The sequence below is a fragment of the Streptomyces caniferus genome, assembly GCF_009811555.1.
Taxonomy (GTDB): domain Bacteria; phylum Actinomycetota; class Actinomycetes; order Streptomycetales; family Streptomycetaceae; genus Streptomyces; species Streptomyces caniferus.
This window is the reverse complement of the sequence record NZ_BLIN01000001.1, coordinates 241,157-254,593: the sequence shown is the minus strand read 5'-3', so window position 1 is coordinate 254,593 and position 13,437 is coordinate 241,157. Positions and strand designations below refer to the sequence as shown.

Sequence of the window (13,437 nt, the reverse complement as noted above, 5' to 3'; positions counted from 1 at the left end):
ACGAGGGCGGCGCGGCGGCCGGGGCGTGTCCGCTCTAGGCGCCGGTCGTCACCTCGTGTGCGTAACGGGCCCCGGCGGCCTGGAGGGTGGCGTGCAGCCGCCCGAACACTTCCGCCGCGCGGCCTCCCGGCCAGCCCTCCGGCAGGAGGGGAGAGGGCAGTCCGGGATCCGCGTAGGGCAACTGACGCCAGGCGTCCAGCGCCAGGAGATAGTCGCGGTAGGCCGCTTCGGGGGGAACCGAGCGGCGCCGCGACCACCGTGCGAGGACGGGTTCCTGCTCTTCGAGGAAGGCGCGGTGCCGCGCGGCGAGGGCGTCCAGGTCCCACCAGCGCGCCACCGCGTCGGCAGTGGGGGCGAAGCCCGCGTGCTCCCCGGTGAACAGGTCGACGTACGGGGCGAGTTGCAGCCGCTCCAGGGTGTGCCGGGTCTCCTCGTAGAGCTGTGCGGGGGCGATCCACACGCCCGGGGCCGCGGTGCCGAAGCCGAGCCGCGCCAGCCGTGAGCGCAGCAGATGCCGCTTGTGCCGCTCCTCCTCGGGGACGGAGAAGACGGCCAGTACCCAGCCGTCGGACAGTCGGGCGGCCGGGCGGCCGAAGATCCGCCGGTCGCCGTCCTCCAGGAGCTGGCGGGCGTCGTCGGACAGTCCGTAGGCCGCCGCCCCGGTGGCCGTGCGCGCGGGAACCAGCAGCCCGCGCCGCTTGAGCCGGGAGACCGCGGAGCGCACCGACGGCGGATCCACTCCGAGCGCACCGAGCAGCCGGATCAGGGCGGCGACCGGCACCGGGGCGGCGGTGCCGTCCGCGGAGCCGGTCCCGCCGCGCCCGTAGGCGCCGTAGAACGTGACGATCAGGGACCGTGGGGTGCGCTGCGTTTGCTGGTCGTTCACCGGGTCACTCTAGATGGGGTCCCCGCAGCCGGAAGCGCTGGAGCTTGCCGGTCGGGGTGCGCGGCAGCGCGGTGTGGAAGACGATCTCGCGCGGGCATTTGTAGGGCGCGATGCGGGTCTTGGTGAAGGCGCGGAGGGCGGCGACGGTGTCCTCGCCCTCGGCGACGCCGGACCGCAGCACGACATGGGCGACGACCACCTGCCCGCGGTCCTCGTCGGCCCGTCCGACCACCGCCGCCTCGGTCACGTCGGGGTGGTGCAGCAGCGCGTCCTCCACCTCGGGGCCCGCGATGTTGTACCCGGCCGAGATGATCATGTCGTCCGCGCGGGCCACATAGCGGAAGTAGCCGTCCGGTTCGCGGACATAGGCGTCGCCGGTGAGGTTCCAGCCGTCCCGTACGTACTCCGTCTGCCGGGGGTCCGCGAGATAGCGGCAGCCCGTCGGACCGCGGACGGCGAGCAACCCCGGCTCGCCGTCGGGCAGCGGGGCGCCGTCCGCGTCCACCACCCGCGCCTGGAAGCCGGGGACCGGCAGTCCCGTCGTACCGGGGCGGGCCGCGCCGTCGGCGGCGGAGATGAAGATGTGCAGCAGTTCCGTGGCGCCGATGCCGTTGATGAGCCGCAGGCCGGTCGCCTCGTACCAGGCCTGCCAGGTCGCGGCGGGCAGGTTCTCGCCGGCCGATACGCACCGGCGCAGCGAGGACACGTCGTGCCCGGCGAGCTTGGGCAGCATCGCGCGGTAGGCGGTCGGCGCGGTGAACAGCACCGAGATCCGGTGCGCCGCGATGTCGCCGAGCAGCCGTTCCGGCCCGCCCCAGTCGGCGAGGAAGGCCGAGGCGCCGGCCCGCAGCGGGAAGATCACCAGCCCGCCGAGGCCGAAGGTGAAGCCGAGCGGCGGGCTGCCGGCGAACACATCGTCCGGCTCCGGACGCAGCACCTGCGCCGAGAAGGTGTCCGCGATGGCGAGCACATCACGGTGGAAGTGCATACAGCCCTTGGGGCGGCCGGTGGTGCCGGAGGTGAAGGCGATCAGCGCGACATCGTCGGCGGAGGTCTGCACGGCCGGGTACGGCGCGCCGCCGGGTGGGGCGAGCTGCCGGAGATCGCCCGGCCCGTCCCCGCCGAACGTGGTGATCCGCAGCCCCGGGATCTCGGCCTTCACGAGGTCGTCGACCGAGCGGACGTCGCACAGCGCATACCGCACCTGCGCGAGCCCGGCGATCGTCGCCAGCTCCTCGGGGCGCTGCGCGGCCAGCACGGTCACCGCGACCGCCCCCGCTTTCATCACGGCGAGCCAGCAGGCCGCCAGCCAGGGCGTGGTGGGCCCGCGCAGCAGGACGCGGTTGCCCGGCTCCACCCCCAGCGGGCCGGTGAGCGCATGGGCGATCGCGTCGACCTGCGCCCGCAGTTGCCCGTACGTCCAGACCGGCCCGCTCGCGTCCCGGATCGCCGGCCGGTCGGCGCCGAGCCGGGCGATGGTGCCGTCCAGCAGCTCGGCGCCGCAGTTCAGGCGGTCGGGGTAGCCCAGGTCGGTGAGGTGCGGCCACTGGTCGTGGGGCGGCAGGCGGTCGCGCGCGAAGGTGTCGGCGTGAGCCGAGGGCCGTAGCTCCATGGCGTATGCCCCCTAGGGCGTGATGTACGGATCATGGCGGACTCGCGAGGGGGTGGCCGACGAGCGGCCGGGGAGGGGCGGGCGAGTGGGGCGGGCGGTGCGGTGACCGGTCGGGAGGGCGTGGTGCGCGGCTCGTCCGCCGGGTCGAGTACTGCCGTTCGGATCCGTCGTCAGCGTAACGTGTTCGTGACGGCAGTCAACAGACCGCGATAGAGCACCGCTACCAGGGAGCCGCCTCGTGACCGTATGCGTACTGGGACCGGAGGAGCAGGAATGGTGCGCCGAACTGCGCGCGCTGACGGCCGAACGGCTGAGCCCGCTGGCCGAGAAGGGGGAGGAGGGCCGGGTCAACCGCCCGCTCGTCGCCGCCCTCGGTGAACTGGGCCTGCTGCGGCGCCTGTTCCCCGACGGCGGCGCCCTGCGCGCCCTGGACCTGTGCCTGCTGCGGGAATCCCTCGCGCAGGAGTGCACGGAGGCGGAGACCGCCCTGGCGCTCCAGGGCCTGGGGAGCTATCCGATCGTGCAGTCCGGGACCGAGGCCCAGCGCGCCCGCTGGCTGCCGGAGGTGACCGCCGGCCGCGCGGTCGCGTCCTTCGCGCTGAGCGAGCCGGGCGCGGGCTCGGACGCCGCCGCGCTGTCCCTGGCCGCCGAACCGGACGGCCCGGACGGCTGGCGGCTCACCGGCGAGAAGTGCTGGATCTCCAACGCCCCCGAGGCGGACTTCGCGACCGTCTTCGCCCGCACCGGGGGCGGGGCGGGCGCGCGCGGCGTGACGGCCTTCCTCGTGCCCGCCGACCGGCCGGGCCTGACCGGCGCACGCCTGGACATGCTCAGCCCGCACCCGATCGGGACGCTGGAGTTCGACGGTACGCCCGTGACCAGGGCGGACGTCCTGGGCGAGGTGGACGGCGGCTTCGCCGTCGCGATGGCCACCCTGAACCTCTTCCGGCCGAGCGTCGGTGCCTTCGCGGTCGGCATGGCGCAGGCCGCACTGGACGCGGCGCTGACCCATGCGGGCACGCGCACCGCGTTCGGCGGCCCCCTCAAGGACCTGCAGTCCGTCGGCCATCAGCTCGCCGAGATGGCCACCCGCGTCGAGTCCGCCCGCCTGCTGGTGTACGCGGCGGCATCGGCGTACGACACCGGGGCCCCGGACATCGCCCGCCGTTCGGCGATGGCCAAGCTGCTGGCGACCGAGACCGCCCAGTACGTCGTCGACGCCGCCGTCCAGATCCACGGCGCCCGTGCGCTGCGCCGCGGCCATCTGCTGGAGCACCTCTACCGCGAGGTCCGTGCGCCCCGCATCTACGAGGGCGCCACGGAGGTGCAGCGCTCGATCATCGCCAAGGAGCTGTACCGGGAGCGGTCCTGACCGCCGTGCGGGGCGGGGCCGTTGCCCGCCTCAGCGGTTGGCCTTCCAGACCTGGCCCAGCTTGCACTTGCCCGACCGCGGCCCCTGGCCGTCGGGGCTCTTGAGGAAGGTGCCGGAGACCGTGGCGGGCCGGGTGGCGCCGGCGGCCACGGCATCGACGGAGATCGACGCGGAACCGAAGGTGGCGCCGCTCTCGTCGGTGAACTGCACGGTGCCGTTGTAGCTCGCCGAGCTCTGGGAGTTGCCGTTGGTCACGCTCAGCTCGGCGCTCAGCGTGCCGGCCGCGCTGTCGACCCGGCAGTCGGTGATGCGGATGTCCGACTCGGGCGGTGTGGTGGACCCGGCGGTCGGCGAACCGGTGCTGCTCCCGCTGGTGGTGGTGTTCCCGGAGCTGCTGTAACCGCTGCTGCCGGAGGTGCTGTAGCCACTGCCACTGCCACTGCTGCTGTCGCTGCCGCTGGTGCCGGAGCTGCTGTAGCCGGAGCTGCCGTCACCACCGCTGGTGCCGGAGCTGTGGCTGTTGCCGCAGCCCCCGCCGTGCGAATGCCGTGCGCCGGTCAGCGCGACGACCACCAGTGCGCATGCGGCGACCGCGCGAGCATGGCGAAACTTCATGATGTTCTCCCCCGTGGTGGCGGCCGTCCCCGTGGATGCCCGCTGTCTACGCGCAATACGCGCAATACGCGCACTCATATCCATACGCGCAGCCGATTGGCGATGCACTCGTCGTCACTCCTGCTTGACGAGCGCGCGTCAGGCTAGCAAGCCCGTGCGCGGACGACGAATTTCGGCCAACGGGCGGTTGCGGGTGCCGGATGGCAGGCTGAAATCAGAGGCCCGGCGAAGGGAATCGTCATGATCACTACTGATTTCGTCCCCGGTTCCCCGTGCTGGCTCGATCTCGGTGCCCCCGATGTCGAGGTCGCGGCGGCCTTCTACCGGGCCGTGTTCGGCTGGCGGCCCGAACCGTACGGCGACCAGGGCGTGGGGGGATATACGCTCTTCCGGCTCGGCGGCAGGGCCGTCGGCGCGGTCGGGCCGCTCCCCGAGGCGGGCGCCCGCACGGCCTGGACGCTCTACTTCCACACCCCCGACGCGGATGCCACCGTCAAGGCGGTGGAGCAGGCCGGCGGCGCGGTCCGTTCCGCGCCCGCCCTGGTCGGTGCGGACGACGGCCGGTTCGCCCGGCTCACGGACCCGCAGGGCGCGGAGTTCGCCGTCTGGCAGCCGGTGCGCTACCCGGGCATCGAAGCCGCGGACGGCCCGGGCAGCCTGTGCTGGACCGAGCTGTACACCACCGACGCGGCCGCCGCCCGGACCTTCTACCAGACGGTATTCGGCTGGAGCACCCAGGACGTGCCGCTCCCCGGCGGTGACGGCATCTACACGCTGCTCACTCCCGCGGACGGCGGCGAGGAGCGGATGCACGGCGGCCTCATGGAAGTGCCGGCCGATCTGCTCGGGTCCGGCGGAAGGCCGTACTGGCACCCGGTGTTCGCCTCCCGCGACTGCGACGCGACCGTCGGGATGGTGACGGGCAACGGCGGCACGCTGTCCATGGGCCCGGAAACCGCCGAGGGCGTCGGCCGCCTCGCTGTCTGCACGGACCCGTTCGGCGCGGAGTTCGTGGTGCTCACGCCGCAGGAGACGCTCTGACGGACGCGCCCGACGGCGGTTCTTGCGGGGGCGGGGAGGTGGCCCGGCCTTCTCTCCTCGCCTGGGCTCCGGTGTGCCGAGAAGCGAGGTTCTGCGACGGGTCCCGCCGGACGGTGCGCGCCCTCGCGGACCAGTGTGTCCGGGCCGCTCGGGCAGAGATGACGCCATCGACGGGAATTGCGTGAGCGGGGGGTGATGCCCGCCGTAAAGTACGGGGTCAGGGCCCCTTCCCGACGCCATGAGGCCATCCTGCGAAGGCCGTTGGGGTCGGTGCCTCCGCCTCGGTCGCGCCGACGGTGAGGAGCGGCGCGGCGGCGAGCGGGACGGCGACGTGCGTCACGACACCGTGCGAGGCCGGATGCCGCGGCTCATCCCCGTGGGGCCGGTCCGGCCCGAACGCTGTTGACCGGGCGGATCTCCGAGCGGCGCGCCCACTTCGAACATACCGTCAAAAACGTTCCGCACGGCCTGCTGTCGCGGCTGCCACTCCGCACCCGCGCGCACCGTCGCGTACGCACTACGAGAGGGACACATGTGATGAGCGCAGAAGCAGGAGCGGGTCCAGACGTGGGAGCAGGAGCGGGAAAGGCGGCAGGCGCCGCGTACCCGCGTCTCGGGGCGGGGGAGCGGGCATGATCCATGAGGTCGACGAGGCGCTGCGGCGGGTGCTGCGGGGAGGGGCGCTGCCGGACGCTGCGGGGGACGTCGCGTTCGAGGCGCCGAACCGCGACTGGGCGGCACGGCGCAACACCCCCACGCTCAACGCCTATCTCTACGACATACGCGAGGACGTGGCCCGCCGCGAGCGCGGGGCGATCGCGGAGCGGGATGCGCGCGGCGTAGTGGTGCGCAGACGTCAGCCGCCGCGCTGGTTCCGGCTGTCCTACCTGGTCACGGCGTGGACCAGCCGTCCGGAGGACGAGCACCGGCTGCTGTCGGCCGCGCTGGGATGCCTGCTCGGGCAGGAGGCCCTGCCCCCGGCCGCGTTGACGGAGGCGCTCCGGGCGCTGGAGGCGACGATCCCGATCTCGGTCGCGGTACCCGCCGAGTCGCGCTCGATCGCCGACATCTGGTCCGCGCTCGGCGGCGAACTCAAGCCGTCCCTGGACGTGGTGATCACCGTGCCCTTCCCGGTCACGCCCTCGTACGAGGTGGCGCCACCGGTCACGGAGGGCGCTGCGGTGGTCGTCCGGGGCGTGGACGGTTCGCCGGACGACTCCCGGCCCCGCATGCTCCGGTCGGCTCCGGACGCTTCGCCCTCCGGGGCGGGCCCTCGTGAGGGTGAGCGGTGAACGGGTCGGCGACGGTGGGAGGCGGCACGGCGGTGCGCGAGGACGCGAGTGGTGCGCTGCTGGGGCGGCTGGCGGAGCTGCGGGAGCGGGTGGCCGGACTCGTCGAGCGGCGCAGCGCCGACGACCCCACGGCCGCGGACCCGCTGCGCGGGCTGTATGTGACCCCGGAGACAGCCCGGCGGCTGGCCGCGCAGCCTCCGGAGCGCGGTACGGGTGAGGCGCCGGAGGATGAGGCGCCCCCGGGGGAGGTGACGGAAGGGGGGACAGCGGATCGATCCGTGGCGCTCGCCGGGCGGTTCGGGCTGTCCGCCCTCGATCTGTCCATCCTCCTGGCCGCGCTGGCCCCCGACGTGGACCGGCGCTTCGAGCCGCTCTACGGCTACCTCAACGACGATGTCGGGCGCCGCCGCGCCACCGTCGCCCTGGCGCTGGAGCTGGCCGGCACCGGCCCGTACGAGCCCGCGGCGCGCGCCCGCTTCCACCCCGCCGCGCCGCTGCGCTCCGGTGGGCTGCTCGTCGTCGAGGAGGAGGACCGGCCGCTGCCCGGCCGCGCGCTGCGGGTGCCGGAGCGGGTGGTGGCCCATCTGCTGGGGGACGGCGGACTCGATCCCGAACTGTGCGGTGGCGACGTGGAGTTGCTGCTCCCGAGGGAGGGGTACGGAGAGCGCCAAGACGGCGACGGGCGGGCGTTCTTCGGGCGGCTGGCCGCCCTGGTGGGCGAGCGGCCGATCGCCGTACATCTGCGGGAGCGCCGGCCCGGGGCCGCGGCCGGGCCGGTGGCCGACGTGGTGCGGGGGGCCGGCCTGCCCGTGCTGCGGTGTCGGCCGGAGGGTGACCAGGCCGCCGGTGCGGGGCCGGTGGGCGCGCTGTTGCGGGAGGCGCGGCTCCGGCGGGCGGTGCTCGTGGTGGGGCCGCTGCCGGAGCGGCCGGCGGGGCTCGTCCGGGCACTGGCGGGCCGGGGGGTGCCGGTGGTGTTCTTCGGGAGCGAGCCGTACGACCCCGGGTGGGCCCCCGACGCGGGGCTGCTCGCGCTCGACGCGCCGGACCGTGCGGTGGCGGCGGCCGAGGTGTGGCGCGCCGAAATCGGTGCCGTGGACGATGGCTTCGATCTTGATGCCGCCGTGGCGCCGTACCGGCTGGCCGCCGGGCAGATCCGCCGTGCGGCCCGTGCGGCCACCGCCCTCGCCGCGTTCGACGGGACGCCGCTGACGGCCGCCCATGTCCAGCGCAGCGCGCGTCAGCAGTCCGCGCCGCTGCTGGACCGGCACGCCCGGCGCGTCCGGCCCGCCGTCGGTTTCGACGGGCTGGTCCTGCCGCCCGAACCGCTGGCCCTGCTGCACGAGCTGGTGCAGCGGGCCCGGCACCGGGATCAGGTGCTCGGCACGTGGGGGCTGCGGACCGGCGGCGGCCGCGGCAGGGGCGTGGTGGGCCTGTTCGCCGGGGAGTCCGGCACGGGAAAGACGCTCTCCGCCGAGGTCGTGGCCGGTGAACTCGGTCTGGACCTGTACGTGGTGGAGCTGTCCGCGGTGGTGGACAAGTACGTGGGGGAGACGGAGAAGAACCTGGAGCGGATCTTCTCCGAGGCGGACCGCACGGACGCCCTGTTGCTCTTCGACGAGGCCGACGCCGTCTTCGGCAAGCGCTCGGAGGTCAAGAGCTCACACGACCGCTACGCGAACCTGGAGAGCGCGTATCTGCTGCAGCGGCTGGAGGCGTTCGACGGGATCGCCGTCCTCACCACCAACCTGCGGGCCAATATCGACGACGCGTTCACCCGGCGGCTGGACCTGGTGGTCGACTTCCCGTTCCCGGACGCCGAGCAGCGGACCGCGTTGTGGCGTTCCTGTCTGACGGCCACGCCCTGTGCGGACGACCTCGGGCTGGAGGCCTGTGCCAAGGAGTTCGAGCTGTCGGGCGGGGCGATCCGGTCGGCCGCGGTGACCGCCGGATATCTCGCCGCGGGCCGTGGCGCACCGGTGTCGGCCGAGGACATCCGGGCCGGCGCGCGGCGCGAGTACCGCAAGATGGGGCGGCTGGTGCCGGACGCGTCGCCCTTGTGGGACTGACCACCGGGACCCGGCGCCGCCAGGTACGGTGCCGCCGGGGAACGGGGCCACCGGGGAAAGCGCCCCGGGGAACGGCGACGCCGGGGCCGGACGAGCGATTCCTCGTCCGGCCCCGGCGGTTTCAGCGGTCCCGGTAGGCCCCGGTGGCCCGGTCGGTTCCGGTGGCACCGGTCAGCCCCTGCGAACCCCGGCCGGCCCCTCCCGGACAGTTGGCCCCGGCGCTCACGGCCCGTCGGAGATCTTCCAGTCCTGCTGCTCGTTGGGCCCGTCGGAACACGTCCAGGTGATCGCACCCTTGTCGTTCTGCATATCGGTGAGGCACTCGTTGTTGCTCGTGTTCACGATGCGGGTGCGGCCGTTGTCCGTGTCCACCAGCCGCCACTTCTGATTCTCGGACAGCTCGCCCGACTCCAGGTTCTCCGCCGATACGCCCTCGATCTGGACCTGGTTGGTGCCCGACTTCAGGTCGACGACGCTGCCCGGGGCGCTGGCCGCCTCCAGGGCGACCGAGTTGTTCTCGGGGTAGTGATGGATGATCCACCACTGGTTGCGGCCGAACTCGTCACCCGTCCACCGGGGGTTCTGGCCGACCTGCGTGCCGTCCTCCTGACCACCCTGGTTGACCTGGAGATACCAGCCCTCGCCCGACGCGTCCCGGATCGTCTGCGCCTGCGGCCCCTCGTCCTTCTTCTCGTCGCCGCCCCCGGGTGCTTCGTCCTTCGGCTGCTCCGGCTCCGCGGAGGGAGCCGCGGGCTCGGACGGCTTCTCGGCCGACGGCGAGGGTGCCGGAGCCTTGGGGGGTTCGATCGGGCGTCCGACCGGCCCGGGCTTCTCCTTCGCGCTGGTGGCCACCGAGGGCTGGGCCTGGAACCACAGCGTCACGAAAGCCAGCGCCGCGGCCAGCAGCAGCGAGCACAGCACCATGGCCCAACGCGGCAATACGGACAGTTGGACGTAGGTGCCGCGCAGCTCGGCCGGCTCGGGTACGCCGGCGCGCAGCGCGGAGACGGTGAAGGGGTGCTTGGTGGCGCCGCCGACCCAACTGACCCTGCCGGGACGGATATGGAGCCGGGCGAAGGCGGCGCGTCCCGGGGCGACCTGCACCGAGCTCGGCTCGGCGTCGACGGTGAGGGCGTCGCCGTTCTCGCGGCCGGAGAGCGAGACCGTCAGCGGCTGGTTGCCGAGGTTGTCGACGGCGACCGCCGCTTTCGCGCGCCATCGGCCTTGTACGGTCAACGGGACCAGCTCACTGCGGAGTTCGGTGAACGGGCCGACCGTGACCTGCCCCTCGACCACATCACGGATCTCGGGATGCTCGGCGGGCTCGACGCGGATGCCGAAGGGCGTCGGCCCGGCCACGGCGTCCGGTGTCCTCGGGGGCTCGAAGGTGATCTGCGCGGTGCCCTCGGCCCCCGGGTAGAGCCGCAGCACCTCCGGCTCCACCCGCGTCCATCCCGCGGGGTCGCCGACCGGCCGCAGCCGGTACTCCTCGACGGTGTCGCCCGTGTTGCGGATGCGTAGCCGTACGCTCGCGACGGCACCCGGGTCGACGGTGATCGCGGCCGGTTCCAGTGAAGTCCACATACTCACCCAGGTAGTCAACCCGTACGGCGGGCGCGGGTCAGTGTCCGCAAGGGCAGAGCGCGGGGCAGAGATCCGTGTACGGACGGCCGGGCAGGCGGACGGCAACGGCCCGCCCGGCTCCCCGGCCGCCTCCGGGCGCGGTCCCGCCGGGCCCCGGCCACGCGGCGGGCAGGCGTCCGCACTCCGGCGAGCCGCCGGACCTCGGGCCCCTGGTGACCGAACGGGCAGTGCGCCCTGCCCCCGTCGGAGCCCGTTCGTCTCTACAACCGGGCCCGCCCGCCCGCCAGGATCGAAGGGAAAGAACGGCGGCAGCGACCGGACAGAAGAACGGCAAGAGCGATCAGCGGTGACCGGCGCTGGTCGGCGGTGAGCGGGACGGGGGAATGTCATGCGGGCACCTGACCGGCGGCCCCAAGCGGGGGGCGCACGCGCGGGGGCTGCTCCCGCGGCGCGTACGACGGCCCCGTCCGTCGCCGAGGAGCATCACCGCCATGGCACGGGCTGCGGGCACACCGCACCGGCCGCCGTGCAGCGCTCGCCCCTGGAGGACGTCCTGCGCACGCCCGGCCGTTCGCTCGACGACTCGGTACGGGCCGACATGGAGTCACGGCTCGGCGCCGACTTCTCCGACGTGCGCGTCCATACGGACGGCGCGGCCCATGAATCGGCCGCCTCGGTCAACGCCCATGCCTACACGTCGGGTGCGCACATCGTCTTCCAGATACAGCAGTCGGGTCTGCTCAGCAGCGGCTGGGTGATGCTCTCCGACTTCGCCGGAGATCTGGTCGACGAAGGGCCGACACCGACTCGACGCTCCCCACCCGCGACCTCAAGAATCCGGGCAAACACACCGAGCCCGTCCGCAAGTTCGCCCTGGGTGTCGGCGCCCTCGAGGCGGAGGACGTGATGGCCGTGGCCGGCCGCCCGGCCGCCGAACGTGCAGCCGCCTCCCTCGTCCTACCGCAGGTCAGGGGCGATGAGGAGAGCACGCAGAATTACTACGGCGAGGACGGAAAGCCCGTTGCCTACAAGGAACGGCTCTTCCAGAACATCCTGCACGGCCCCGACATCGTCCCCGGTCTCACCGAACGCGCCGTGATGGAGATCGCGGGCTTCGAGCAGAGCAATCCGAAGCCGGCGGACAGCCTGAAGGGCATGAGGGGCGAGGCCCTGATGAATTACCTCCTCAAGTACTTGCTGAGGCCGCAGGCCATGCTGCCGAATGCGGCGCAGATCGCCGAGGAAAACATTTCGTACCACGTTTCCACCTGAGCGGATGCCGCCTCGGCCCCCATTTCCACCCCACGCCTACTAGGAGCAACGTTCCATGCCCAATTACCTGTCGCCCGGCGTATACGTCGAGGAGGTCGCCAGCGGATCCCGGCCCATTGAAGGGGTGGGAACGTCCGTTGCGGCGTTCGTCGGGCTGGCGCCCACCGGCCCGCTGAACGATCCGACGCTGGTGACGAACTGGTCCCAGTACGTGGCGGCCTTCGGCGAGTTCACGGACGGGTACTACCTGGCGCACTCCGTGTACGGATTCTTCAACAACGGCGGGACGGCCGCGTACGTCGTGCGCGTGGGCGGCACCGCGGACGGCCCGCAGTCCGGTGCGAGCGCGGAAGCGGCGCCCAGGGCGCTGACCGCCGGGGAGCCGGTCGCGCTGGGCACCTTCAAGGTCGCCGCGATCGCGGCCGGTTCCGCGGCCGGCGGCGCACTCACCGTCGAGGTGCAGGAGCCCGAGGGCGAGGGCGGCGCCGACCGGTTCAAGCTGGTCGTCAAGGACGGTGACAAGGTCGTCGAGAGCTTCGACGTCAGCGCGAAGAAGAGCGCCCGGAACTATGTCGTCACGCAGGTGAAGCAGCGGTCGAAGGCGATCGTCGTCGAAGAGGCCGTAGCGGCCGGACAGCTGGCGAAGCCGGACGCCCAGAGCATCGCGCTGGCCCCGCCCGCCCCGGCACCGGTCGCTCCCGCCATGCCCGGGGCCGCCGAGCGTCTGAACTCCGGCCGGTTCATCGGTGACTCCGCGGACCGCACCGGATTCGGCGGCCTGGAGGCGCTGGACGAGGTCAACATGGTCGCCGTACCGGACCTGATGGCCGCCTACCAGCAGGGCCTCATCGACGAGGAGCAGGTCAAGGCCGTCCAGCTCGGGCTCGTCGCGCACTGTGAGCTGATGGGCGACCGGATGGCCGTCCTCGACCCGCCGCCCTCCCTGAACGCCCGTGACATCCGTAAGTGGCGTCAGGAGGTCGCCGGTTACGACTCGCGGTACGCCGCGCTCTACTACCCGTGGATCAAGGTCTTCGACCCGACCTCCGGTCAGTCGCGCGTGGTGCCGCCGTCGGGCCACATGGCCGGCGTATGGGCCCGTAACGACTCCGAGCGGGGCGTCCACAAGGCACCGGCCAATGAAATCGTCCGTGGGGCGATCGATCTGGATCTGCAGATCACCCGTGGTGAGCAGGATCTGCTCAATCCGGTCGGCGTGAACTGCATCCGGGCATTCCCCGGGCGCGGAATCCGGGTGTGGGGCGCGCGGACCCTGGCGTCCGATCCGGCGTGGCGCTACCTGAACGTCCGACGCTACTTCAACTACCTCGAAGAGTCGATCCTCATCGGGACTCAGTGGGTGGTGTTCGAGCCGAACGACGAGGCGCTGTGGGCTCGTATCCGGCGCAACATCTCGGCGTTCCTGGTCAATGAATGGCGTTCGGGCGCCTTGTTCGGCCAGCGGCCCGAGGACGCGTTCTATGTGAAATGTGACGCCGAGACCAACCCCGTCGAGTCCGTCGACCTGGGAAGGGTCGTATGCGAGATCGGCATCGCGCCGGTCAAGCCCGCCGAGTTCGTGGTCTTCCGCTTGGCGCAGTTCTCCGGGGGCGGCGGGGAGCTGGAGGAGTAGCCCTCCTCCCTTCCCTCTCCTCTCCCTCACCAGACATCCTCTTAGCGCAACAGGAGTAAACTCC

At 72.8% G+C, this 13,437-nt stretch carries 11 protein-coding genes; 7 read left to right on the top strand and 4 right to left on the bottom strand.

The window, feature by feature from the left end; genetic code table 11:
• Positions 1 to 34 precede the first annotated feature (34 nt).
• Positions 35 to 886 carry a PaaX family transcriptional regulator gene (locus Scani_RS01060; RefSeq protein ID WP_159469056.1) on the bottom strand — a complete coding sequence of 284 codons (852 nt, stop codon included), beginning with the start codon at positions 884 to 886 and terminating at the stop codon, positions 35 to 37.
• A gap of 4 nt (positions 887 to 890) precedes the next feature.
• Complete coding sequence (locus Scani_RS01055) at positions 891 to 2,498, bottom strand: AMP-binding protein (RefSeq protein ID WP_159469054.1); 1,608 nt, start codon at positions 2,496 to 2,498, stop codon at positions 891 to 893.
• 238 nt (positions 2,499 to 2,736) lie between these two features.
• Between Scani_RS01055 and Scani_RS01050 the strand changes: the two genes are divergently transcribed.
• A complete protein-coding gene (locus tag Scani_RS01050) occupies positions 2,737 to 3,870 on the top strand; it encodes an acyl-CoA dehydrogenase family protein (RefSeq protein ID WP_159469052.1) in 1,134 nt (377 codons plus the stop codon).
• Between the two features lie 30 nt (positions 3,871 to 3,900).
• Here Scani_RS01050 and Scani_RS01045 read toward each other — a convergent pair whose 3' ends face one another.
• Positions 3,901 to 4,485: a hypothetical protein gene (locus tag Scani_RS01045; protein WP_159469050.1), complete on the bottom strand. Its 585-nt coding sequence runs from the start codon at positions 4,483 to 4,485 to the stop codon at positions 3,901 to 3,903.
• Between the two features lie 240 nt (positions 4,486 to 4,725).
• On the opposite strand from Scani_RS01045, the gene Scani_RS01040 reads away from it, so the two are divergent.
• From Scani_RS01040 to Scani_RS01030, 3 genes are all read left to right on the top strand, one after another.
• Positions 4,726 to 5,526: a VOC family protein gene (locus tag Scani_RS01040; protein ID WP_159469048.1), complete on the top strand. Its 801-nt coding sequence runs from the start codon at positions 4,726 to 4,728 to the stop codon at positions 5,524 to 5,526.
• 632 nt (positions 5,527 to 6,158) lie between these two features.
• Positions 6,159 to 6,818 carry a Pvc16 family protein gene (locus Scani_RS01035; protein WP_159469046.1) on the top strand — a complete coding sequence of 220 codons (660 nt, stop codon included), beginning with the start codon at positions 6,159 to 6,161 and terminating at the stop codon, positions 6,816 to 6,818.
• Complete coding sequence (locus tag Scani_RS01030; RefSeq protein WP_167538008.1) at positions 6,815 to 8,884, top strand: ATP-binding protein; 2,070 nt, start codon at positions 6,815 to 6,817, stop codon at positions 8,882 to 8,884. Before Scani_RS01035 ends, Scani_RS01030 begins: the two co-directional genes overlap by 4 nt.
• 222 nt (positions 8,885 to 9,106) lie before the next feature.
• Here the strand turns inward: Scani_RS01030 and Scani_RS01025 are convergent, their stop codons facing one another.
• A complete protein-coding gene (locus Scani_RS01025; protein ID WP_328692574.1) occupies positions 9,107 to 10,468 on the bottom strand; it encodes an RICIN domain-containing protein in 1,362 nt (453 codons plus the stop codon).
• A gap of 388 nt (positions 10,469 to 10,856) precedes the next feature.
• On the opposite strand from Scani_RS01025, the gene Scani_RS42055 reads away from it, so the two are divergent.
• The 3 genes from Scani_RS42055 to Scani_RS01010 are packed head-to-tail and all read left to right on the top strand — an operon-like array spanning position 10,857 to position 13,373.
• Entirely contained in the window at positions 10,857 to 11,375 is a 519-nt protein-coding gene (locus Scani_RS42055; RefSeq protein ID WP_159469042.1) for an eCIS core domain-containing protein, read from the top strand.
• Positions 11,375 to 11,740 (top strand): hypothetical protein, encoded by a 366-nt coding sequence (locus Scani_RS01015; RefSeq protein WP_159469040.1) that lies wholly within the window; start codon positions 11,375 to 11,377, stop codon positions 11,738 to 11,740. Before Scani_RS42055 ends, Scani_RS01015 begins: the two co-directional genes overlap by 1 nt.
• Before the next feature lie 55 nt (positions 11,741 to 11,795).
• The gene (locus tag Scani_RS01010) at positions 11,796 to 13,373 is read left to right on the top strand and encodes a phage tail sheath family protein (protein WP_159469038.1); all 1,578 of its coding nucleotides are present in this window, start codon (positions 11,796 to 11,798) and stop codon (positions 13,371 to 13,373) included.
• The last annotated feature ends 64 nt before the right edge of the window (positions 13,374 to 13,437 follow it).